This is a genomic window from Acidovorax sp. GW835-FHT14G06 (assembly GCF_058793595.1).
On sequence record NZ_JBXAGA010000004.1, the window covers coordinates 283940 to 304882 of the forward strand.

Consider the following 20943-nt stretch of genomic DNA (forward strand, 5'->3'; position numbering starts at 1 on the left):
CACAAATGACTGCTGTTGCTGCTGCTGCACCTTTTTCGTTCAAGGATTTCTTCAAGAGCTTCATGCTCGTGGAGTTGCTCAAGGGGATGGCCCTGACCGGCCGCTATGCATTTCGCCGCAAGGTGACTGTGCAGTTCCCCGAAGAGAAGACGCCTTTGTCGCCACGTTTTCGTGGCCTGCATGCACTGCGCCGCTATGACAACGGTGAGGAGCGTTGCATTGCCTGTAAGCTGTGTGAGGCCGTATGCCCTGCGATGGCCATCACGATCGAATCTGATGTGCGCGCTGACGGCTCGCGCCGTACCACGCGCTATGACATCGACCTGACCAAGTGCATCTTCTGCGGGTTCTGCGAAGAGAGCTGCCCGGTCGATTCGATTGTCGAGACACACATCTTTGAGTACCACGGCGAAAAGCGTGGTGACCTGTATTTCACGAAGGACATGCTCTTGGCCGTGGGCGACCGGTACGAAGGTGAAATTGCGGCAGCCAAGGCTGCAGACGCCAAGTACCGCTGAGCGGTACGGGGTTCAGCCTCTTTGCCAGACTTTCTATAAAGACCCGATTCATGGACGCCAAGACTGGTTTCTTCTATCTCTTCTCGGTGGTGCTGCTGTTTGCAGCCTTCCGGGTGATCACTGCTCGCAACCCTGTGCATGCGGTGCTGTATCTCATCCTTGCGTTCTCGCAGGCGGCGGCTGTATGGCTGTTGCTCAAGGCGGAGTTTCTGGCGATTGCGCTCGTGCTGGTTTACCTGGGCGCGGTCATGGTGCTCTTCCTGTTTGTGGTGATGATGCTGGACATCCACATCGATACCGTACGCAAAGGGTTCTGGAAACATTTCCCGTTGGCGGCCTTCATCGGGGCACTCATCGCCCTCGAAATGGCTGGCGTGTTGATGGGCGGATTCCGCAGCATTGACGAGCCCAAAGCAATTGCGACGGCGGTGGATGCCGCAGGGCATGTGGTGCAATATTCAAACACCAAGGCGTTGGGCAAGCTGCTGTACACCGAGTACCTTTATCCGGTTGAGATCGCTGCGGTCATTCTTTTGGTTGCCATGGTCGCAGCCATTGCGTTGACACTGCGCCAGCGCAAGGACAGCAAGGCCATCAATCCGTCATCACAGATCCGTGTACGCGCTGCTGATCGTTTGGCTGTGATCAAGGTGGCTGCTACTCAAAAGCCTGCTGTCGAGGAGCCGGCGCAAGCTGCCGCCGAGGAGAAAAAAGCATGACATTGACTCTGGGCCACTTTCTGTCGCTGGGGGCCATGCTGTTCGCGCTCGCCGTGATCGGCATCTTCCTGAACCGCAAGAACCTGATCGTGCTTCTGATGGCGATCGAGCTCATGCTGCTGGCGGTGAACATGAATTTCGTGGCGTTTTCCCACTACCTGGGAGATATGCACGGCCAGGTGTTCGTGTTCTTTATCCTGACCGTGGCGGCCGCTGAATCGGCGATTGGCCTAGCCATTCTGGTGCTGCTGTTCCGCAACAAATCCAGTATCAACGCAGAAGACCTCAACACCCTCAAGGGTTGATGGGTCACGAGTATTCCCAAGGTTCTCAAGAATGAGTCAAACCCTCTCTGCTTCAACGCTCCTGGCTGTGCCGCTGGCACCGCTGGCGGGTGCCGTACTGGCCGGCGTCTTCGGTACGACCTTCGGTGGTAACTGGATCGGTCGTCGCCTGAGCCACACCCTGACCATCCTCGGGGTGCTTGTTGCGTTCATCCTTTCGGCCATGACGCTCAAGAGCGTTGCGCTCGACGGTGCCCGCTTCAACGAAACCCTCTACACCTGGATGGTGGTGGGTGGCTTGAAGATGGAGGTGGGCTTCCTGATCGACAGCCTTACGGCAATGATGATGGTGGTGGTGACCTTCGTGTCGCTGATGGTTCACATCTACACCATTGGCTACATGGAAGAGGACGAGGGCTACAACCGCTTCTTTGCCTACATCTCGCTGTTCACGTTCTCCATGCTCATGCTCGTCATGAGCAACAACCTGCTGCAGCTGTTCTTCGGCTGGGAGGCAGTGGGTCTGGTGTCCTATCTGCTCATCGGGTTCTGGTTCAACAAGCCCACGGCCATCTTCGCCAACATGAAGGCCTTTCTGGTGAATCGTGTCGGTGACTTCGGCTTCATTCTGGGTATTGGCCTGATCGCAGCGTATACCGGCACCTTGAACTATGGCGAGATCTTCGCCAAGGCGGGCGAACTTGGCGCGCTGTCGTTCCCCGGCACCAGCTGGATGCTCGTCACCGTGATCTGCATCTGCCTGTTCATCGGCGCGATGGGCAAGTCGGCACAGTTCCCTTTGCACGTCTGGCTGCCTGATTCGATGGAGGGTCCTACCCCCATCTCTGCGCTGATCCACGCCGCCACCATGGTGACCGCCGGCATCTTCATGGTGTCGCGCATGTCACCACTGTTCGAGCTGTCTGATACTGCGCTCAACTTCATCTTGGTGATTGGCGCCATCACGGCACTGTTCATGGGGTTCCTGGGCATCATCCAGAACGATATCAAGCGTGTGGTGGCCTATTCGACGCTGTCGCAGTTGGGCTACATGACTGTTGCTCTTGGCGCTTCGGCCTATTCGGTGGCGGTGTTCCACCTGATGACCCATGCGTTCTTCAAGGCCTTGTTGTTCCTGGGGGCAGGCTCGGTCATCATGGGTATGCACCACAATCAGGATATCCGCTGGATGGGTGGGGTTCGCAAATACATGCCCATCACGTGGATCACTTCGCTCCTGGGTTCCATGGCACTGATCGGCACTCCGCTGTTCTCGGGCTTCTACTCCAAGGACAGCATCATTGAGGCGGTGCACTTCAGCCATTTGCCTGCAGCCGGGTTTGCGCATTTCGCGGTGCTGGCGGGCGTGTTCATCACGGCGTTCTACTCCTTCCGCATGTATTTCCTGGTGTTCCATGGCAATGAGCGTTTCGACCAGAACCCGGACGCGCACCATGACGATGATCATGGTCACGGTCATGATGAGCACCACGAGCCTCACGAGTCTCCATGGGTGGTCACGGTGCCTCTTGTGCTGTTGGCCATTCCTTCGGTGGTGGTGGGTTTCCTGTTCATCCAGCCCATGCTGTTTGGTGACTTCTTCAAGGATGTCATTTTTGTGGATGCGGCCAAGCACCCTTCCATGGCGCACATGGCAGAGCATTTCCACAGCGCTTGGGCCATGGCATTGCACGGCTTGCAGACGGCACCGTTCTGGCTCGCATTGGCGGGTGTGGCCCTGTCGTACTACATGTACATGGTCAATCCTGCGTTGCCCACTGCGATCAAGGCGCGCGTACAGCCGATCTACACACTGCTTGAAAACAAGTACTACCTCGACTGGATCAACGAGAACATTCTGGCCCGTGGCGCACGTGCGCTGGGCGTGGGTCTGTGGAAGGGTGGGGATCAGGCAGTGATTGATGGCGCCTTGGTCAATGGGTCATGGAAGCTCGTGCGCTGGGTTGCCGGTGCTGTACGTTGGGTGCAGTCGGGCTTTATTTACCACTATGCGCTGGTCATGATTCTGGGTGTTTTTGTGCTCATGACGTATTTCGTCTGGCTCAACAAGTAGGAGAAGAATAAAAATGGGTCTGTTGAGTCTTGCAATCTGGACACCGATTGCGTTTGGCGCGCTGTTGCTCGCCATCGGGCGCGATGAGCATGCGCGCGCCGTGCGCTGGCTGGCGCTGGTCGGTGCGTTGATCGGCTTCCTCGTCACGCTACCTTTGTACGATGGCTTCAAGCTAGGTACTGCAGCCATGCAGTTTGTGGAGAAGGCTGACTGGATCGAGCGCTTCAATGTCCACTACCACCTTGGCGTGGACGGTATTTCCTTCTGGTTTGTGCCGCTGACAGCATTCATCACCGTCATCGTGGTGATCGCCTCCTGGGAATCGATCACTGAGCGCGTGAACCAGTACATGGGCGCTTTCCTGATCCTTTCGGGGCTCATGATCGGTGTGTTCAGCGCACTCGACGGCATTCTGTTTTACGTGTTCTTCGAAGCCACTCTGATTCCGATGTATCTCATCATCGGTATCTGGGGCGGTCCGAACAAAATATACGCTGCGTTCAAGTTCTTCCTGTACACGTTGCTCGGTTCACTGTTGATGCTCATCGCGCTGATCTACCTGTACAACCAGTCGGGTGGCAGCTTTGATATTGCGACTTGGCATCAGCTGCCGCTGAGCGGCCGTGCGCAGACTCTTCTGTTCTTCGCCTTCTTCGCCGCCTTCGCTGTGAAGGTGCCCATGTGGCCTGTCCATACCTGGCTCCCCGACGTGCACGTGGAGGCGCCCACGGGCGGTTCCGCAGTGTTGGCCGCCATCATGCTGAAGCTGGGCGCCTATGGTTTCCTGCGGTTTTCACTGCCGATCGCCCCTGACGCTGCGCGGCAATGGGCTTGGCTGATGATCGCCCTGTCGCTGATCGCTGTGATTTACGTGGGCCTGGTGGCCATGGTCCAGAAGGACATGAAGAAGCTGGTGGCCTATTCGTCGGTGGCGCACATGGGATTTGTGACCCTGGGCTTCTTCATCTTCAATGATCTGGGTGTTTCGGGTGGCCTGGTGCAGATGATTGCCCACGGCTTCGTCTCGGGCGCGATGTTCCTGTCCATTGGCGTGTTGTACGACCGTGTGCACTCTCGCGAGATCGCAGCGTATGGTGGTGTGGTCAACACCATGCCCAACTTCACGGCGTTTGCGCTGTTGTTTGCCATGGCCAACTGCGGCCTGCCGGGTACGGCCGGCTTTGTGGGTGAGTGGATGGTGATTCTGGGTGCCGTCAAAGCCAACTTCTGGATTGGCTTGGCAGCTGCTACTGCGCTTATTTTTGGCGCCGCTTACACCCTGTGGATGTTCAAGCGCGTTTACCTGGGTCCGGTGGGCAATGACAACGTCAAGGGCTTGACGGACATCGACAGCCGTGAGTTCCTGGTGCTCGCTGTGCTGGGCATTGCAGTGCTGGCCATGGGCCTTTATCCCCGTCCGTTCACCGACGTGATGGACACCTCGGTGGCAGAACTGCTCAAGCATGTGGCGCTGACCAAGCTGAACTGAACAGACCAGACTGAACTGAGAGATTCGAGATGATTGACAACATCAGCTGGCTAGCGATTTACCCTGAAATTGTGCTGTTGACGATGGCCTGCGTGATTGCGCTGGTTGATCTGGGTGTTCACAGCCCCCGCCGCACCAGTACCTACGTGCTGACCATGCTCACGCTCGCCGTGGTGGCCGCCCTGCAGGCCATGTACGCCAGCAGTGGCAACACCTTCTATGGCTTCGGCAACATGGTGGTAAGTGACGCCATGGGCAACTGGCTCAAGTGTTTTGCCACCGTGGCCATGATGGTCACCCTGGTGTACGGCCGCCCCTACGCGGCCGACCGCGATATGTTGCGGGGTGGCGAACTTTTCACGCTGTCCATGTTCGCCTTGCTCGGCATGTTCATCATGATTTCGGGCAACAACTTCCTGGTGATCTACCTGGGTCTTGAGCTGCTGACACTGTCGAGCTATGCCCTCGTGGCATTGCGCCGCGACAACGCCACTGCCACAGAAGCGGCCATGAAGTATTTTGTACTAGGTGCCATGGCAAGCGGCTTCTTGCTTTACGGATTGTCCATGGTGTATGGCGCAACGGGCTCGCTGGACATCGGCCAGGTGTTCAAGGCAGTCAATTCCGGTCAGATCAAGCACCAGGTGCTGGTGTTTGGCCTGGTGTTTGTGGTGGCAGGTCTGGCCTTCAAGCTGGGCGTGGTGCCCTTCCACATGTGGATTCCCGATGTGTACCAGGGCGCGCCCACGGCTGTGACGTTGATGATTGGTGGCGCGCCCAAGCTGGCCGCGTTTGCCATCACCATCCGTTTGCTCGTGGATGGCTTGTTGCCCCTGGCCATTGACTGGCAGCAGATGCTGGCCGTGCTGGCGATTGGTTCGCTGCTGGTCGGTAACCTGGCAGCCATTGCGCAGACCAATCTCAAGCGCATGCTGGCGTACTCGACGATCTCCCAAATGGGTTTTGTGCTGTTGGGCCTGATGTCGGGGGTGATCAATGGCAATGTGGATGCCACTGCGGTAGAGAATGCCTACAGTGCATCCATGTTCTATGTCATCACCTACGTGCTGACCACCCTGGCTGCCTTTGGCGTGATCCTGCTGCTGGCCCGGGAAGGTTTCGAGAGCGAAGAAATCTCTGATTTCGCAGGTCTCAACCAGCGCAGCCCCCTGTATGCAGGTGTGATGGCGGTCTGCCTGTTCTCGATGGCTGGTATTCCCCCGCTGGTGGGGTTTTACGCCAAGCTGGCGGTCCTGCAGGCCTTGGTGGCCTCGGGCCAGTCAATCTACCTGGCGATGGCTGTGTTTGCTGTGATGATGTCACTGATCGGTGCGTTCTACTACCTGCGGGTGGTGAAGGTCATGTATTTCGACGCGCCATTGACCGCTACCAACGTATCGGCACCCGTCGATGTGCGCGTGGTGTTGACCATCAACGGCGCTCTGGTGCTGGTGTTAGGTCTGTTGCCAGGTGGTTTGATGGCCCTGTGTGCCGACGCCGTGGTGCGCGCACTGGCGACCTGATCGGTAGCGCGAGCGTATACATCGCGCGGGCTACCGCTCCCACTCCCAATTTGCTGCTTCGATCAGTTCTTCTGTGTCACTTACCGGTTCGGTTTGGCTCGTGATTGTGGCGGCGTTGATTGCCGCCAATCTGCCCTTCGTCAATCAGCGTTGGCTGGTGATGGGACCGGCTTCGGCTGGCGGCAAGCCCTTGGTGGGCCGCCTGGCCGAGTTGATCTTGCTGTACTTCTTGGTGGGCGGACTGGCCTTGTTGCTGGAGCGCCGTGCAGGCCAGATTGCACCGCAGGGCTGGGAGTTTTACGCCATCACCGGCACCATGTTTCTCACGCTGGCCTTCCCCGGGTTTGTCTATCGGTATCTGCTGCGGCGCCACGGCTGAAGCAGCGGTCGGTTCCGGGCAGAGCCATTCGACAAAGCTTTGAGGGCACTTCCCCGTTGCCAGCTGTAGGCCGGCAAATGGGGTGGAGCACTTCTGAACACAACTCTGCACCTGGACGTTGATGTGCCTGGTAGCGCCCATCATGGGATTGCGCTCGCCAGCGTACGATGCATCTTATGAAGGTACTGGATCTCCAATGTCGGCACGGCCATGTGTTTGAAGGCTGGTTTGGTTCTGAAGATGACTTTCAGAGCCAGAAGCAGCGCGGGTTGGTGCAGTGCCCTTTGTGCGCAGACGTCCATATCGACAAGCGGCTGAGCGCGCCGCGCCTGAATCTGGGCGCCCGCGAGCCCGCCGCAGCTGCGACGGCACCGTCCGGCACAACTTCTGTTTCGCGTGCTGTTTCCAGCGCGCAGGTCGAGGCATCAACGCTTCCCCCAGCGCTACAGGCAGCGTGGCTGGAGCTGGCCCGCAAGGTCGTCGCGAATACCGAAGATGTCGGCTCCCGGTTTGCCGACGAAGCCAGGCGCATGCACCACGGCGAGGTTCAGGATCGGGCCATTCGTGGCCAGGCCACCGCGCAGGAGGCGTTGCAGCTGCTGGATGAGGGCATTGCCGTCATGCCGCTGCCAGCGGCAGTCAAGGAAACCCTGCAGTAGCCACTGCACCCGGTCCTGGGGGCAGCCATTGCGGAATGGCGCCGGAATCAACTGGTGAACTGCAGTGCAGCCAGGCGCGCATACACCCCCCCTTGGGCCATCAAAGCGCTGTGGGTCCCTTGCTCCACGATCTGACCGTGGTCCAGCACCAAGATGCGGTCCGCGTTTTGCACGGTGGCCAGGCGGTGGGCGATCACCAGCGTGGTCCTTCTGCCCGTATGGCGCTGCATGGCGGTGTCCAGCGCGGCCTGCACCATACGCTCGCTTTCCGCATCCAGGGCGCTGGTGGCCTCGTCCAGCAGCAACAGAGGTGGGTTTTTAAGCATGGCACGGGCGATGGCAATTCGCTGGCGCTGGCCACCTGACAGACGCACGCCCCGTTCGCCCAGAAACGTGTGGTAGCCCTTCGGCAGGGCCATGATGAAGTCGTGCGCGAAGGCGGCTCGGGTGGCCTCCATGACCTCCTCATCGGATGCATCGGGACGGCCATAGCGGATGTTGTCCATGGCAGAGGCGGAGAAGATCACAGCATCCTGGGGCACCGTGCCCGTATGGGTGCGCAGCGTATCCAGTGTCAGGTCGCGGATGTCCACACCGTTCAACAGGATGCGTCCTTCTGGCAAACCTGGCGCGCCTGCCTCTCCGTCCCCATCCACGTCGTAAAAGCGCTGCAATAACTGAAACACTGTGGTCTTGCCCGCCCCGCTGGCGCCCACCAGTGCCACGGTCTCGCCGGGCGACAGGTGTAGCGAGAAGTCCTGCAGCGCTGGCTGATCCGGGCGCGATGGGTAGTGAAACTGCACGCTGTCAAACTGCACTTCCAGACCCCGCCCCGAGGTTGGAAGCTGCTTGGGCGTCACAGGGTTCGCCACGGGCGAACTGCTTGACAGCAGTTCCATCAAGCGCTCGGTGGCACCTGCTGCACGCAGCAGGTCTCCGTACACCTCACCCAGCACCGCCACTGCACTCGCCAGCAGGATGACATACACCACCGTCTGACCCAGGTGACCTGCACTCATCTGCCCGGCCAACACGGCTTCTGTGCCACGGTACAGCCCCCACAGCAGCAGGGCCGCGTTGGCGATGATGATGAAAGCCACGAGCAAGGCGCGTGCCTTGGTGCGCTTGACCGCCGTGTGAAAGGCGTCCTCGGTGGCCCGTGCAAACCGTGTGGCTTCGCGCGGCTCGGCGGTGTAGCTCTGCACCACAGGGATGGCGTTGAGCACCTCTGCCGCGATGGCGCTGGAGTCCGCCACCCGGTCCTGGCTGTCGCGTGACAGCCTGCGCACCCTTCGCCCGATCCACATCGTGGGCAGCACCACCAGCACCACGGCCAGCAGCACCACCGACATCACATAAGGATTTGTCCACACCAGCATGATCAGTGCACCGAGGCCCAGGACCGCATTGCGCAGCCCCATGGACAGTGATGATCCGACCACGGTCTGCACCAGCGTCGTGTCGGACGTCAGCCGCGAGAGCACCTCCCCGGTCTGTGTGGTCTCAAAGAACTGCGGGCTTTGTTGCAGCACATGGCTGTAGACGGCGTTGCGCAGGTCAGCGGTTACGCGCTCGCCTAGCCAGCTCACCATGTAAAAACGTGCGGCCGAAAACCCACCCAGCGCCATGGCCACGGCAAACAGCTCTTCGAAATGGCCGCGAAGTGCCATGGCCTGTGCCCCCCGGTCGCCCGTGGCGGTGACCAGGCCCCCGTCAATGAGATTGCGCAGCGCCATGGGGAATGCGAGTGTGGCCAACGCTGCCAGCACCAGGAACACCAGCGACAGTGCGATGCGTGCCCTGTAGGGGCGCAAAAAGGGCAGCAGCCCCGTGAGCGAGCGGGGTGCGCCCCGGGCGGGCGTGGAAGAGGAGAGGGATGCCATTGTGGCAGTGTAGGGCGCTGTGCCGGACAAACGGATAAGTAGGCCCCACGTTCGACGCGGCGCATGCATCTGTGCTGAAAGGCAAGGGATGTCAGCAAAAAGTCAGCGACGGGCGCAGGGCTGCGCGTCCTCTGCGTGGGTTGCTCCAGTCCCGGCAAGGCATCAGATTGAGCGCTGGCGCGCCGCTCGTGCCGGTGTCGTGACTTCGCCATGGACTCTCAGGGCGGGTACGTAGGCATTTATACATAGGCATTAGTCCCAGTATCTACTGCAGGGTAGGGAGACATACGATGCGGTGCGATTCATCCTATCGGGAGACCTTGTTGCAAGGCTCCTCTTTTCAGCACCTTACGGAGCGGCCAAGGCGCAATGAGCGACGTCATTCTTGAAACCAACAGCCTGACCAAAGAGTTCAAGGGCTTCACCGCTGTCAGTGATGTGAACCTGGCCGTTCGGCGCGGTTCCATCCATGCGCTGATCGGCCCCAATGGTGCGGGCAAGACCACGTGCTTCAACCTGCTCACCAAGTTTCTGGAGCCGACCTCTGGCGTCATCCGGTTCAACGGGCATGACATCACGCGAGAGCAGCCCGCGCAGATCGCACGCCGCGGAGTGATCCGCTCGTTTCAGATCTCTGCCGTGTTCCCCCATCTCACCCTCATCGAGAACGTGCGCCTGGGCCTGCAGCGCAAGCTGGGTACCTCGTTCCACTTCTGGCGCAGCGAGCGTACCCTGCGGCAGCTCGATGACAGAGCCATGCAACTGCTGACGGAGGTGGGTCTGGAAGATCTGGCCGATGAAGTGACCGTGAACCTTCCCTACGGCCGCAAGCGCGCGCTGGAGATTGCCACCACGCTGTCGATGGAGCCCGAGTTGATGCTGCTGGACGAGCCCACACAGGGCATGGGGCACGAAGACGTGGACCGCGTCACACAGCTGATCAAAAAAGTCTCTGCGGGCCGCACCATCCTGATGGTGGAGCACAACATGAAGGTGGTCTCCACCATCGCCGATCGCATCACGGTGTTGCAGCGTGGCGCCGTGCTGGCCGAAGGGCCTTACGCTGAAGTCTCGAACAACCCGCAAGTGATGGAAGCCTACATGGGCACGACAGATGGTCAACTCCAAGGGGCGCATTGATATGAGCACCCCCGCACTCGAAATCAAGAACCTCGAAGCCTGGTACGGCGAGTCGCATGTGCTGCACGGCGTGGACATCGTCGTCCAGCCGGGTGAGGTGGTCACACTGCTGGGCCGCAACGGCGCCGGCCGCACCACCACCATGCGCGCCATCATGGGCCTGACCGGTGCGCGCAAGGGTTCGGTCAAGATCAATGGCGTGGAAACCGTGAACATGCCCACGCACCGCATTGCGCACCTGGGCGTGGGCTACTGCCCCGAAGAGCGTGGCATTTTCTCCAGCCTGTCGTGCGAAGAAAACCTGCTGTTGCCGCCCGTCCTCAAGACGGGCACGCCCGGCATGTCGGTGCAGGAGATCTACGCCATGTTCCCCAACCTGGCCGAACGCAAGAACAGCCAGGGCACGCGCCTGTCGGGCGGTGAGCAGCAGATGCTGGCCGTGGCCCGCATCCTGCGCACAGGTGCCAACCTGCTGCTGCTGGACGAAATCTCCGAAGGCCTGGCGCCCGTCATCGTGCAGGCCCTGGCCCGCATGATCACCATGCTGCGCCAGAAGGGCTACACAGTGGTCATGGTGGAGCAGAACTTCCGCTTTGCCGCACCGCTGGCCGATCGGTTTTACGTGATGGAGCACGGCCGCATCGTGGAGAAGTTCGGTGCTGCCGAGCTCGAAGCCAAGATGCCTGTGCTCAACGAACTGCTGGGCGTCTGAGCCACGCCCCCACCCTTTTCCCCACCGTTTTCTTCCACCACACCCTCAGGAGACAAATCCATGAAGAAACAACTCAAAGTGCTGGCACTGATGCTGGGCGTTGCAGGCTTGGCCACCTCGGCCGCGCACGCGCAGGACAAGGTCAAGATCGGTTTCATCACCGACATGTCCAGCCTGTACGCCGACGTGGAAGGCAAGAACGGCGCGGTCGCCATCCAGATGGCGATTGACGACTTTGGCGGCAAGGTGCTGGGCATGCCCATCGAGCTGATGAGCGCCGACCACCAGAACAAGGCCGATATCGCAGCCTCCAAGGCCCGCGAGTGGATCGACACCCAGGGCCTGACCATGGTGTTCGGTGGTACCAACTCGGGCACCGCACTGGCCATTGCCAAGGTGGCAGCCGAGAAGAAGCGCGTTTACATCAACAACGGCGCCGCCAGCTCGGCTCTGACCAACGACCAGTGCACACCTTACACCGTGCACTATGCGTATGACACCGTGGCGCTGGCCAAGGGTACGGGTTCTGCCATTGTCGATGGTGGCGGCAAGAGCTGGTACTTCCTGACGGCAGACTACGCTTTCGGCCACGCGCTCGAAGCCGACACCACCGCTGTGGTCAAGGCTAAGGGCGGCAACGTGGTGGGTGCCGTGCGCCACCCACTGAACGCGTCCGACTTCTCGTCCTTCCTGCTGCAGGCACAGAACTCCAAGGCACAGATCCTGGGTCTGGCCAATGCGGGTGGCGACACCATCAACTCCATCAAGGCCGCCAAGGAGTTTGGCATTGGCAAGAGCATGAAGCTGGCCGGCCTGCTGATCTTCATCAGCGATGTGCACAGCCTGGGCCTGCGCAACACCGAAGGCCTGCAGTTCACCACCAGCTGGTACTGGGACCTGAACGACGAGACCCGCAAGTTCTCGGCCCGCTTCTTCGAGAAGACCAAGCGCATGCCTACCGAAATCCAGGCAGCCGACTACTCGGCCACCATGAACTACCTGAAGGCCGTTGAAGCCGCCAAGACGGTGGATGCCGACAAGGTCATGACCACATGGCGTGGCATGAAGATGAACGACTTCTTCGGTGCAGGCCAACTGCGTGCCGATGGTCGTTACGTGCACGACATGTACCTGATGGAAGTGAAGAAGCCCGCAGAGTCCACCAAGCCCTGGGACTACTACAAGCTGATCAAGAAACTGCCTGGTGACTCGGTGTTCACCACCAAGGCCGAGAGCAAGTGCCCGCTCTGGAAGTAAACCCCTGAGAGGACCCACACCGGCCCGGCCACCCTTGGAGTGTGCCGGGGCACGGTGTGACCCTCTGACCTGAACTCTCTCCACCTGCTGCTGCCTCCCATGGAAATCTTTGGTGTCTCATTGCCCGGCCTGTTGAGCCAGCTCCTTCTGGGGCTGGTCAACGGATCGTTTTACGCAATCCTCAGCCTGGGGCTGGCTGTGATCTTCGGCCTGCTCAACGTCATCAACTTTGCGCACGGTGCGCTGTTCATGACCGGGGCGTTGCTGACATGGATGGCCATGAACTACTTTGGCATCAACTACTGGTTGATGCTGGTGTTGGCACCGCTGGTGGTGGGTTTGTTCGGTGTGCTGATCGAGCGCCTTTTGCTGCGCTGGATCTACAAGCTCGATCACTTGTATGGGCTGTTGCTCACGCTGGGTCTCACGTTGCTGATCGAAGGCGTCTTTCGCTCCATCTATGGCGTGTCGGGCCTCGGCTATGACACTCCCGAGCTGCTCGAAGGGGCAACCAACCTCGGCTTCATGATCATGCCCAACTACCGGGCCTGGGTCGTCGTCGCCTCGGTGGTGGTGTGTATCGCCACCTGGTATGTGATCGAAAAGACCAAGCTCGGCGCCTACCTGCGCGCAGGCACTGAAAACCCCCGCCTGGTCGAGGCCTTCGGTATCAATGTGCCGGTGATGGTGACATTGACCTATGCCTTTGGCGCAGCGCTGGCTGCCTTCGCGGGTGTGTTGGCCGCCCCTGTGTACCAGGTCACGCCGCTCATGGGCCAGAACCTCATCATCGTGGTGTTTGCCGTGGTGGTGATCGGCGGCATGGGCTCCATCATGGGCTCCATCCTCACGGGGCTGGGCCTGGGGGTCATCGAAGGTTTCACCAAGGTTTTCTACCCCGAAGCGTCTTCCACTGTGGTGTTTGTCATCATGGTCATCGTTCTTCTCATTCGCCCCGCCGGCCTGTTCGGCAAAGAAAAATAAGGGGCTGCCAGCATGAATTCCAAGAACACTGCCACCATTGGTTACGGCCTGCTGTTGCTGGCCCTCATTGCCGCGCCTTTTCTCGGCGCCTATCCCGTCTTCGTGATGAAGCTCATGTGCTTTGCACTGTTTGCTTCCGCGTTCAACCTGCTGCTCGGTTACACCGGTCTGCTGTCCTTTGGCCATGCAGCCTTTCTGGGGGGCGCGGCCTACGTGGCCGGCCACGCCATCAAGGTGTGGGGCCTGACCCCTGAAGTGGGCCTGCTGCTGGGCACCGCTGGTGGCGCGCTGCTGGGCCTGCTGTTTGGCTGGCTGGCCATTCGCCGCCAGGGTATCTACTTCTCCATGATCACATTGGCGCTGGCGCAGATGCTGTTCTTTGCCTGTCTGCAAGCACCCTTCACGGGAGGTGAGGACGGCCTGCAAGGCGTGCCGCGCGGCAAGCTGTTTGGCTTGATCGATTTGCAAAGCGATCTGGTGATGTACTACGTGGCGCTGGTCATCGTGGTCGCCGCCTTCTTGCTGATCGTGCGCACCATCCACTCGCCGTTCGGTCAGGTGCTCAAAGGCATCAAGGAGAACGAGCCCCGCGCCATCTCGCTGGGCTACGACACGCACCGTTTCAAGCTGCTGGCCTTTGTGCTGTCGGCGGCTCTGGCGGGTCTGGCAGGCTCTCTCAAGACCCTGGTGCTGGGCTTTGCCACGCTGTCCGATGTGCACTGGACCGCCTCGGGCCAGGTCATCCTGATGACACTGGTGGGCGGCCTGGGCACGCTGTCAGGCCCGCTCATCGGCTCGGCCGTGGTGGTGCTGCTGGAGAACAAGATCGGCGAGTTCGGCAACCTGCTGGCGGCACTGACCAGCGTGGAATGGTTCAAGACCTTGGGTGAATCCGTCACCATGGTCACGGGTCTGATCTTCGTGATCTGCGTGCTGGCCTTCCGCCGCGGCATCATGGGCGAGATCATCGCCTGGCTGGCACAGCGCCGCGCAGGCAACTCTGCCAAGCATTGAGGATGTGACGCCGCCTGTTCTAGCGGTATCCTTTGAACACCAAGCCGCTGCTGCCTTTACAGGCGCAGAGGTTTTGCGTATCCGGTCATCTCCAGGTAGCCCCTGCCTAAGGGCTGACCTGTAACGCTCACCAGGTCCGACAGCCCTTCCCAGTAGATGGCGCCCGTTGATCCGCTGCTGTCAAGCTCCTGGCTGTCCAGCAGCGCGTTCACCTCAAAGGCGCCTGCTGGCGTCTGCACCCGCCATCGCACTGGGTAGCGCGCGCCACTGCGAGGGCTGGCCCACCAGCGCAGGGGGGTGAACACCACAGACCACGCATCAAACACCTGCACCGGCTGCCCGGGCGCCCGCCACGACCCCCCCGCCCACAACGCAGTGCCATCAGCCCGCCGCAGGCGGAAGGCTGTCAGCGCGCTGCCGTCGTGCAGGTTCATGCCGATCCAGTCCCACCCCTGGGCCTCGGGGTGCAGCAGCGCCTCGCTCCATTCGTGGTCCATCCAGGCGCGGCCGGTGTCCGGCGCGACAGCCATGCGTTTGCCCCCCACCGTCAAGGTGCCGCTGACAGTGAGTTGTGGCTGGCTGTAGTAGTAGCTGGCCTGCTCGGCGTCCGGCCCCTTGCGCGACAGCCCCTGCTGCCCTTGCAGCAGCACGGGCTGGGTGCCATCGAACACCAGGTCCAGATCAAACTCGCTGCCCGCAACGTGGGTGGTATAGCGGCTTCGTGCACCTGCGGGCGTACTGCGGGCCGCGTCACTGCGCTCCAGCGTCCAGTCCTGTAGCCGGATGCGGGTGTCGGCCTCACTGGCCTGCGCCACACCAAAACCTGCACGCGCAATTCGCTGGTCGTGCAGCAGTCGCTGACCGCGCACATCGGTGATCGCAGCGTGCGCAAACAGCAAGTGTTTGGCCGCAAAGGCCGACTGCAGCCGCTGCGTGCCATCGACCCGCGAGCGAAAGAACGTGATCTGAAACCCCCATGGCTGCCCCTGCGCCTGTACGTGGCCGGTGATGTACCACCACTCGGTGCGCAGCTCCGGGTGGCTACCGTGGTCACGCGGAAAGCTCAACGTGCGTGCGGGTAACGCATACGCTGCATCGGGTAACCACCCCGCAGCACTAATTGCCGTCAGGCCCAACGGCACCTGCGTGGCCAGAAACCGCCGGCGAGTAACCGTGAGGCCGAGTGGCAGCGGCAAGAGGCCTGGAGGCAAAGCAGAAAAGGGCATGGTGCGGAGGGGAGCGAGCGTCAGCCGATCAGTGCGTCCATCTTCTGCTGCGCGGCCGAGCAGTCGCCAAACGTGCGGTCCACCCATTCGGTGTCGAAATACGTGGGCAAGTACCGTTCGCCCGCATCACACAGCAGCGACAGGATGGAGCCGCGCTCGCCCCGCTCGCGCATCTCGCTGGCCAGTGTGAGCATGGCCACAAAGTTGGTGCCCGTGGACGGCCCCACGCGCCGCCCCAGCAACTGCGAAAGCGCGCGCATGGCGGCGATGGACTCGCAGTCCGCCACATCCACCATGCGGTCTACCAGTGTGCGGACAAAGCTCGGCTCCACCCGTGGGCGCCCAATGCCTTCAATGCGGGATCCCGGCGCCGTCAGCGCCGCGTCGCCCGTACGGTGGTACGCGCTGAATACCGACCCCGCCGGGTCGGCCACACACACCTGCGTGGCATGGCGCTGGTAGCGCACATAGCGGCCAATGGTGGCGCTGGTGCCGCCTGTGCCTGCACCCACCACAATCCAGCGCGGCACAGGGTGCGGCTCGCGCGCCATCTGCGTGAACATGCTCTCGGCAATGTTGTTGTTGCCGCGCCAGTCGGTCGCGCGCTCGGCATACGTGAACTGGTCCATGTAGTGGCCGCCTGTCTCCTCGGCAATCGCACGGGCCGCGTCATACACCGCGCCTGCACTGTCCACAAAGTGGCAGCGCCCGCCGTGGAATTCGATCTGCGCGATCTTCTCGGGCGAGGTGCTGCGCGGCATCACCGCCACAAACGGCAGCCCCAGCAGCCGCGCAAAGTAGGCCTCACTCACCGCCGTAGAGCCGCTGGACGACTCGACGATGGTCGAGCCCTCATGCACCCAGCCATTGCACAGCGCATACAAAAATAGCGACCGCGCCAGCCGGTGCTTCAGGCTGCCCGTGGGGTGGGTGGATTCGTCCTTGAGGTACAGGTCAATGCCATGTGCGGCAAACGCGGGCAGGCGCAGCGGGATCAGATGCGTGTCGGCGCTGCGCTGGTAGTCGGCTTCAATGCGGGCGATGGCTTCGTGGAGCCAAGGGGAGGGGAGGGTCATGGGGGGATTGTCGGGTACGTTGGATTGGCCGCTAGTACGGTTGCCGCGAGTCGCTGGGGCCGCGGTACCGCGCGAGCCGATAGGCGTGGGCATCTGTCTTTTAAGCGATTGCCTTGCCTAGACGCATGTGAAGTTGAACGAGATCCCCAAGTCCAGCTGTCTCAGCAATTGCAAGGAATCAGGTTGTACTGTGAAGTAAGGGTATGGGCTTTCAGAAAAGCACCCAAGAACTACGCCAGCAGACGATGACTGTGAAATCAGCTGTCGAAAATAGTCCCGATGGGGAGCAATGGCGTTCCAAAGCCATTCGATGTGCTCATCCAGTGAGGCCGATGCCCCTAGAGGTGATTCCAGTATCCAAATATCTTCTACCCACCTTTTCTGGGCAAATCGCGTCTCGCCTTTACGATGCGCGCGCGTAGGTGCAATTCCTGTTCGTTTCGAAATTGCTTCATGGTGTTCACCAATGCCGGCGATCCTCAGCGATGCGTCAAAGCGATAGAGGCGGGGTTTGCCGACATGCGAAGGTTTGCCAAGAATTTGTTCTCGGCGTCGCATGCCGCGCTTCAAGCGTTTTCGAACCGCTGTTGATATTTGGGCCATTGATTTCTTTCAAATATTGACGTCCCGATCAATTTCTGGATGGCTTTGGGTTCACGGTGTCCCCAGACAAAGCTGCTGTCTAAACTGGGCGGCTGATAGTGCTGACAAGGCCTCTCAATGCGGCATTACCAATCCTCCTTCACCGCCATCACCGCATCCCTTCCCGCCGCCGCCCGCCCCGCCAACCATGCGGTCACCGTGCCTGACACCACCACCGCAGCACACAGCGCAAGCAACCTCCCCCCCGGCACCGCCAAATCCATCGTCCAGTGAAAACTCTGCGGGTTGACCACGTGCACCAGCACCACCGACACGGCCAGCCCCAGCAGCACGCCCGCCGCTGCACCCACGGCGGTCCACGCAGCCCCTTCGCCTGCCACCACGGTCAGGATCTGGCGCCGGGTGAGGCCCAGGTGAGCGAGCAGGCCAAATTCCTTGCGCCGTGCCAGCACCTGGGCGCTGAAGCTGGCGGCCACGCCGAACAGGCCGATGCCGATGGCCACGGCCTGCAGCCAGTAGGTGACAGCAAAGCTGCGGTCGAAGATGCGCAGCGAGCGTTCGCGGATGGTGGCCGCGGAGCTGAATTCCACCAGGGCCTCGTTGCCGTCGCCAGTGGCTGCACCCGCCGCAATGGAGGGCTGGCGACCAGCTTGGGTCGCAGAGAGTGCGCGGATGGACGCCTGCAAGGCCGACAGGTCGGCGCCCTCGCTCGGCCACAGGGCCAGGTCGCTGGTGCGGGCGTCGCCGGTCAGGCGCAGCCACACGGCGCGGTCCATCACCACGGCGCCGGTTTGCCGGGCGTAGTCCCGCCAGATGCCTGCTATATAAAAGATAACTGCTGGCGCATGATTCTCTAGCGCTTGAGGGCTAAAAGCCTTGGAAAGTGCGGGCCAATCCATGCCGGGGCGCAGGCCGTACAGGTCAACCACGGCTTCGCTGATGTACACGCCCGTGTGGCCGGGGGGCACGGGCAGGGCCTCGCCCACCAGGGGCAGGGTCTGTGCCGGCTCATCGCCAAGGGGGCGGCTCAGCACCGTGAGGGCAGGCAGCGTGGGGGACAACTGCAGCGGGCTGGCGCGCAGGGGCTGCACGCGGTCCAACCCCGGCAACTGGCCCACCGCTTCGGCAAAACTTGCGGGCAGTAACGCTGCCTCGCCGCCGCCCGTGCCACCCGCACTGAGTGCCGAGCGCACATACAGCGGCGACGGCAGCACCGCGTCCAGCCACTGCGTGACCGAGCCGCGAAAGCTGGACACCATCACCGTCAGCGCCACGGCCAGGCTGAGGGACGCGACCACACCGCCCACCGCGATGGCCGCGCTGCCCCGCATGCGCCGCGCGCGCTCTAGCGCCAGCAGTGGCAGCGCGTGGCGCGCGGCCAGGGGCTGCAGCCACGCCAGCAACCGCGCCATGCCCCAGGGCAGCAGTGCGATGCCGCCCACCAGCAGCAGCGCGATGGCCACATAGGCGGCCAGTGGAATGCCAAATATGGGTGGGGCGCAAGTCAACAGTGCCCCGGTAGCTATCAAAACGATACCAACAGTGCCCTTGTCCGCCTGGCTGGCTGCGGCGCCGAGGCCCTTCAGGGTCTGGGCCGGGGGCAGGGTCTGCGCGGCGCGGGCGGGCCACCAGCCACCCGCCAAGGCGGCCGCCACGCCCAGTGCGCCGTACACCAGGGCGGCGGGGGCGCTCCATTGCAGCGCGGGCCGCACGCCCGCAAAGTAGCCGCCGCCCAGGTCGCCGCCCAGCAGTTGCAGCGCCGTGGCCGCCAGCGCGGTACCTAGCGTTATGCCCAGCACGCTGCCCAGCAAGCCCAGCGCTGCCGACTCTGCCAGCACCAGTGCCAGCCGCTGGCGCGGTGTGGCGCCCAGCACGGCCAGCAGCGCAAACTGCGGCCCGCGCTGCGCCACGCTGAGGGCCAGTACCGAGAACACCAGAAACGCCCCGGTGAACAGTGCCACCAGCGCCAGCACCGTCAGGTTGACCCGATAGGCGCGCGACAGGTTGCTGATGCGCTGGGTGGCATCGCCAGGCTGCGCCAGCACCAGGTTGGCAGGCCAGCCGGGCTGCGCGCGCAGTGTGGTCTCCCACGCAGTGCGGTCGGTGCCAGGCTGCAGTTGCAAGTCGATGCGGGTGAGTGCGCCTGCGCGGCCAAACAGGTCTTGCGCAGCGCCAATGTCCATCACGGCCAGCGGCGCGCCGCCGGCGGTCACGGTGCCTGCCACCTGCACCATGAGCGCCTGTTGTAAACCCACCTGCAGCGTGAGGCGGGGCAGGAGCGACGATGGTGCTGGAGCGGCGGCAGAAAGCCCCAGTGCCTGCAGCGCTGCCGTGTTGAGGAACACCGTGGCGGGTGCGAAGAGGGCGAAGCGGTCGGCGCTGTCCCACGGGCGTGGCATCAGTGCCGGCGCCATGGTGGGCAGCAGCAAGGCATCGGCGCCCAGCACGCGCAGCGGGGTGCGCCAGGGTGCGCTATGTGCTTTGGCATTGGCATTGGTAGTGCTTGCCTGCGCCATGGCCGACAGCTCCAGCAGCGGGCTGGCGCGGGCCACCTGTGGGTCGGTGGCCAGGCGTTCATACAGCGCCTCGGGCAGGCTGCCTTGCATGGCGCGCAGCTCCAGGTCGGGCTGGCCGTTGACAGCGCGCACAGCCTGCGAGAACTCGTCCAGCGCCGACGCATTGATCACATGCACCGCAAACGCCAGCGCCACACCCAGCATCACGGCCGCCACCGCTGCGGCGCTGCGCCAGGGGTGGTGGCGCAGGTCTTGCCAGGAGAAGGTGCGGAGCAGGGCGAGCATGGCCTGCATTGTGGCCGCAGGCGTCGGGAGCCTGGGTTTTTGACGCACATCAACCTTGCATTTCAACCCCCTTGAAGCCGCGATACCGCAGGCCTATCTTGGAGTCAGGGCCCGCCCTCCTGCGCTGGCTCAGCTGTCTGTTTCAACCCCTTTTCAGGAGCCAAAACCATGAACTCTCTCGTGACCCGTGGCAGTCTGTTTGACGACTTTTTCAAGGACATTGCCCCCGGCTTTTACGTGCGCCCGTTGCATGGCGACAACTTGCCTTCGCCCAGCCAGATCAAGGTGGATGTGAAAGAAACCGAAAGCGGCTATACGGTGCAGGCCGAGGTGCCCGGCGTGGCCAAGGAGGACATCCATGTATCCCTCGAAGGCAACGTGGTGAGCCTGCGCGCCGAGGTGCGCCAGCACGATGAAAAGCGCGAGGGCGAGAAGGTGCTGCGCAGCGAGCGCTACTACGGCGCCGTGGCCCGCAGCTTTCAGCTGCCCGCAGATGTGGACGCAGCGCAGGCCAAGGCCAAGTACGACAACGGGGTGCTGACGCTGAACCTCCCCAAGAAGGTGAACAAGGCGGCGCAGCGGCTGAACATCGAGTGAGCGCG

General features: G+C 61.9%; 19 protein-coding genes. 14 read left to right on the top strand and 5 right to left on the bottom strand.

Annotated features, from left to right (window positions below):
* Positions 1-5: 5 nt before the first annotated feature.
* From nuoI to AC1Q64_RS08695, 8 genes are all read left to right on the top strand, one after another.
* The gene (gene nuoI / locus AC1Q64_RS08660) at positions 6-518 is read left to right on the top strand and encodes an NADH-quinone oxidoreductase subunit NuoI (protein ID WP_010463942.1); all 513 of its coding nucleotides are present in this window, start codon (positions 6-8) and stop codon (positions 516-518) included.
* Positions 519-568: 50 nt separating this feature from the next.
* Positions 569-1237: an NADH-quinone oxidoreductase subunit J gene (locus AC1Q64_RS08665; RefSeq protein WP_291432659.1), complete on the top strand. Its 669-nt coding sequence runs from the start codon at positions 569-571 to the stop codon at positions 1235-1237.
* Positions 1234-1542, top strand: a complete 309-nt coding sequence (gene nuoK, locus AC1Q64_RS08670; RefSeq protein WP_005793248.1) for an NADH-quinone oxidoreductase subunit NuoK — start codon at positions 1234-1236, stop codon at positions 1540-1542. The genes AC1Q64_RS08665 and nuoK overlap by 4 nt, the downstream gene beginning before the upstream one ends.
* A gap of 31 nt (positions 1543-1573) precedes the next feature.
* Positions 1574-3595 carry an NADH-quinone oxidoreductase subunit L gene (nuoL, locus tag AC1Q64_RS08675; RefSeq protein ID WP_291432658.1) on the top strand — a complete coding sequence of 674 codons (2022 nt, stop codon included), beginning with the start codon at positions 1574-1576 and terminating at the stop codon, positions 3593-3595.
* Between the two features lie 13 nt (positions 3596-3608).
* Entirely contained in the window at positions 3609-5084 is a 1476-nt protein-coding gene (locus AC1Q64_RS08680) for an NADH-quinone oxidoreductase subunit M (protein WP_492251039.1), read from the top strand.
* Positions 5085-5113: 29 nt separating this feature from the next.
* Positions 5114-6607: an NADH-quinone oxidoreductase subunit NuoN gene (gene nuoN / locus AC1Q64_RS08685; protein ID WP_291432656.1), complete on the top strand. Its 1494-nt coding sequence runs from the start codon at positions 5114-5116 to the stop codon at positions 6605-6607.
* 73 nt (positions 6608-6680) lie between these two features.
* The gene (locus AC1Q64_RS08690; protein WP_291432655.1) at positions 6681-6986 is read left to right on the top strand and encodes a DUF2818 family protein; all 306 of its coding nucleotides are present in this window, start codon (positions 6681-6683) and stop codon (positions 6984-6986) included.
* A 176-nt stretch (positions 6987-7162) separates the two neighbouring features.
* On the top strand, positions 7163-7645 hold the full coding sequence (locus AC1Q64_RS08695; RefSeq protein WP_492251040.1) for a DUF1178 family protein: 483 nt from the start codon (positions 7163-7165) through the stop codon (positions 7643-7645).
* Positions 7646-7692: 47 nt separating this feature from the next.
* On the opposite strand, the gene AC1Q64_RS08700 is transcribed toward AC1Q64_RS08695, so the two are convergent.
* A complete protein-coding gene (locus AC1Q64_RS08700) occupies positions 7693-9528 on the bottom strand; it encodes an ABC transporter transmembrane domain-containing protein (protein WP_492251041.1) in 1836 nt (611 codons plus the stop codon).
* A 369-nt stretch (positions 9529-9897) separates the two neighbouring features.
* Here AC1Q64_RS08700 and AC1Q64_RS08705 point away from each other — a divergent pair, with 369 nt between their 5' ends.
* From AC1Q64_RS08705 to AC1Q64_RS08725, 5 genes are all read left to right on the top strand, one after another.
* Positions 9898-10668 carry an ABC transporter ATP-binding protein gene (locus AC1Q64_RS08705; RefSeq protein ID WP_015013285.1) on the top strand — a complete coding sequence of 257 codons (771 nt, stop codon included), beginning with the start codon at positions 9898-9900 and terminating at the stop codon, positions 10666-10668.
* Between the two features lies 1 nt (position 10669).
* Positions 10670-11380: an ABC transporter ATP-binding protein gene (locus AC1Q64_RS08710; RefSeq protein WP_291432652.1), complete on the top strand. Its 711-nt coding sequence runs from the start codon at positions 10670-10672 to the stop codon at positions 11378-11380.
* Positions 11381-11440: 60 nt separating this feature from the next.
* Positions 11441-12637: an ABC transporter substrate-binding protein gene (locus AC1Q64_RS08715; RefSeq protein WP_291432651.1), complete on the top strand. Its 1197-nt coding sequence runs from the start codon at positions 11441-11443 to the stop codon at positions 12635-12637.
* 99 nt (positions 12638-12736) lie between these two features.
* The gene (locus AC1Q64_RS08720) at positions 12737-13621 is read left to right on the top strand and encodes a branched-chain amino acid ABC transporter permease (RefSeq protein WP_291432650.1); all 885 of its coding nucleotides are present in this window, start codon (positions 12737-12739) and stop codon (positions 13619-13621) included.
* A 12-nt stretch (positions 13622-13633) separates the two neighbouring features.
* Complete coding sequence (locus AC1Q64_RS08725; protein ID WP_291432649.1) at positions 13634-14635, top strand: branched-chain amino acid ABC transporter permease; 1002 nt, start codon at positions 13634-13636, stop codon at positions 14633-14635.
* 56 nt (positions 14636-14691) lie between these two features.
* Here AC1Q64_RS08725 and AC1Q64_RS08730 read toward each other — a convergent pair whose 3' ends face one another.
* From AC1Q64_RS08730 to AC1Q64_RS08745, 4 genes are all read right to left on the bottom strand, one after another.
* Complete coding sequence (locus AC1Q64_RS08730; protein WP_492251042.1) at positions 14692-15861, bottom strand: lipocalin-like domain-containing protein; 1170 nt, start codon at positions 15859-15861, stop codon at positions 14692-14694.
* Between the two features lie 20 nt (positions 15862-15881).
* Positions 15882-16937, bottom strand: a complete 1056-nt coding sequence (locus AC1Q64_RS08735; RefSeq protein WP_492251043.1) for a PLP-dependent cysteine synthase family protein — start codon at positions 16935-16937, stop codon at positions 15882-15884.
* 117 nt (positions 16938-17054) lie between these two features.
* Entirely contained in the window at positions 17055-17540 is a 486-nt protein-coding gene (locus AC1Q64_RS08740; RefSeq protein WP_492251044.1) for a DUF4279 domain-containing protein, read from the bottom strand.
* 125 nt (positions 17541-17665) lie between these two features.
* Positions 17666-20350, bottom strand: a complete 2685-nt coding sequence (locus AC1Q64_RS08745) for an FtsX-like permease family protein (RefSeq protein ID WP_492251045.1) — start codon at positions 20348-20350, stop codon at positions 17666-17668.
* Positions 20351-20509: 159 nt separating this feature from the next.
* On the opposite strand from AC1Q64_RS08745, the gene AC1Q64_RS08750 reads away from it, so the two are divergent.
* Complete coding sequence (locus AC1Q64_RS08750; RefSeq protein ID WP_291432645.1) at positions 20510-20938, top strand: Hsp20/alpha crystallin family protein; 429 nt, start codon at positions 20510-20512, stop codon at positions 20936-20938.
* Positions 20939-20943: the final 5 nt, after the last annotated feature.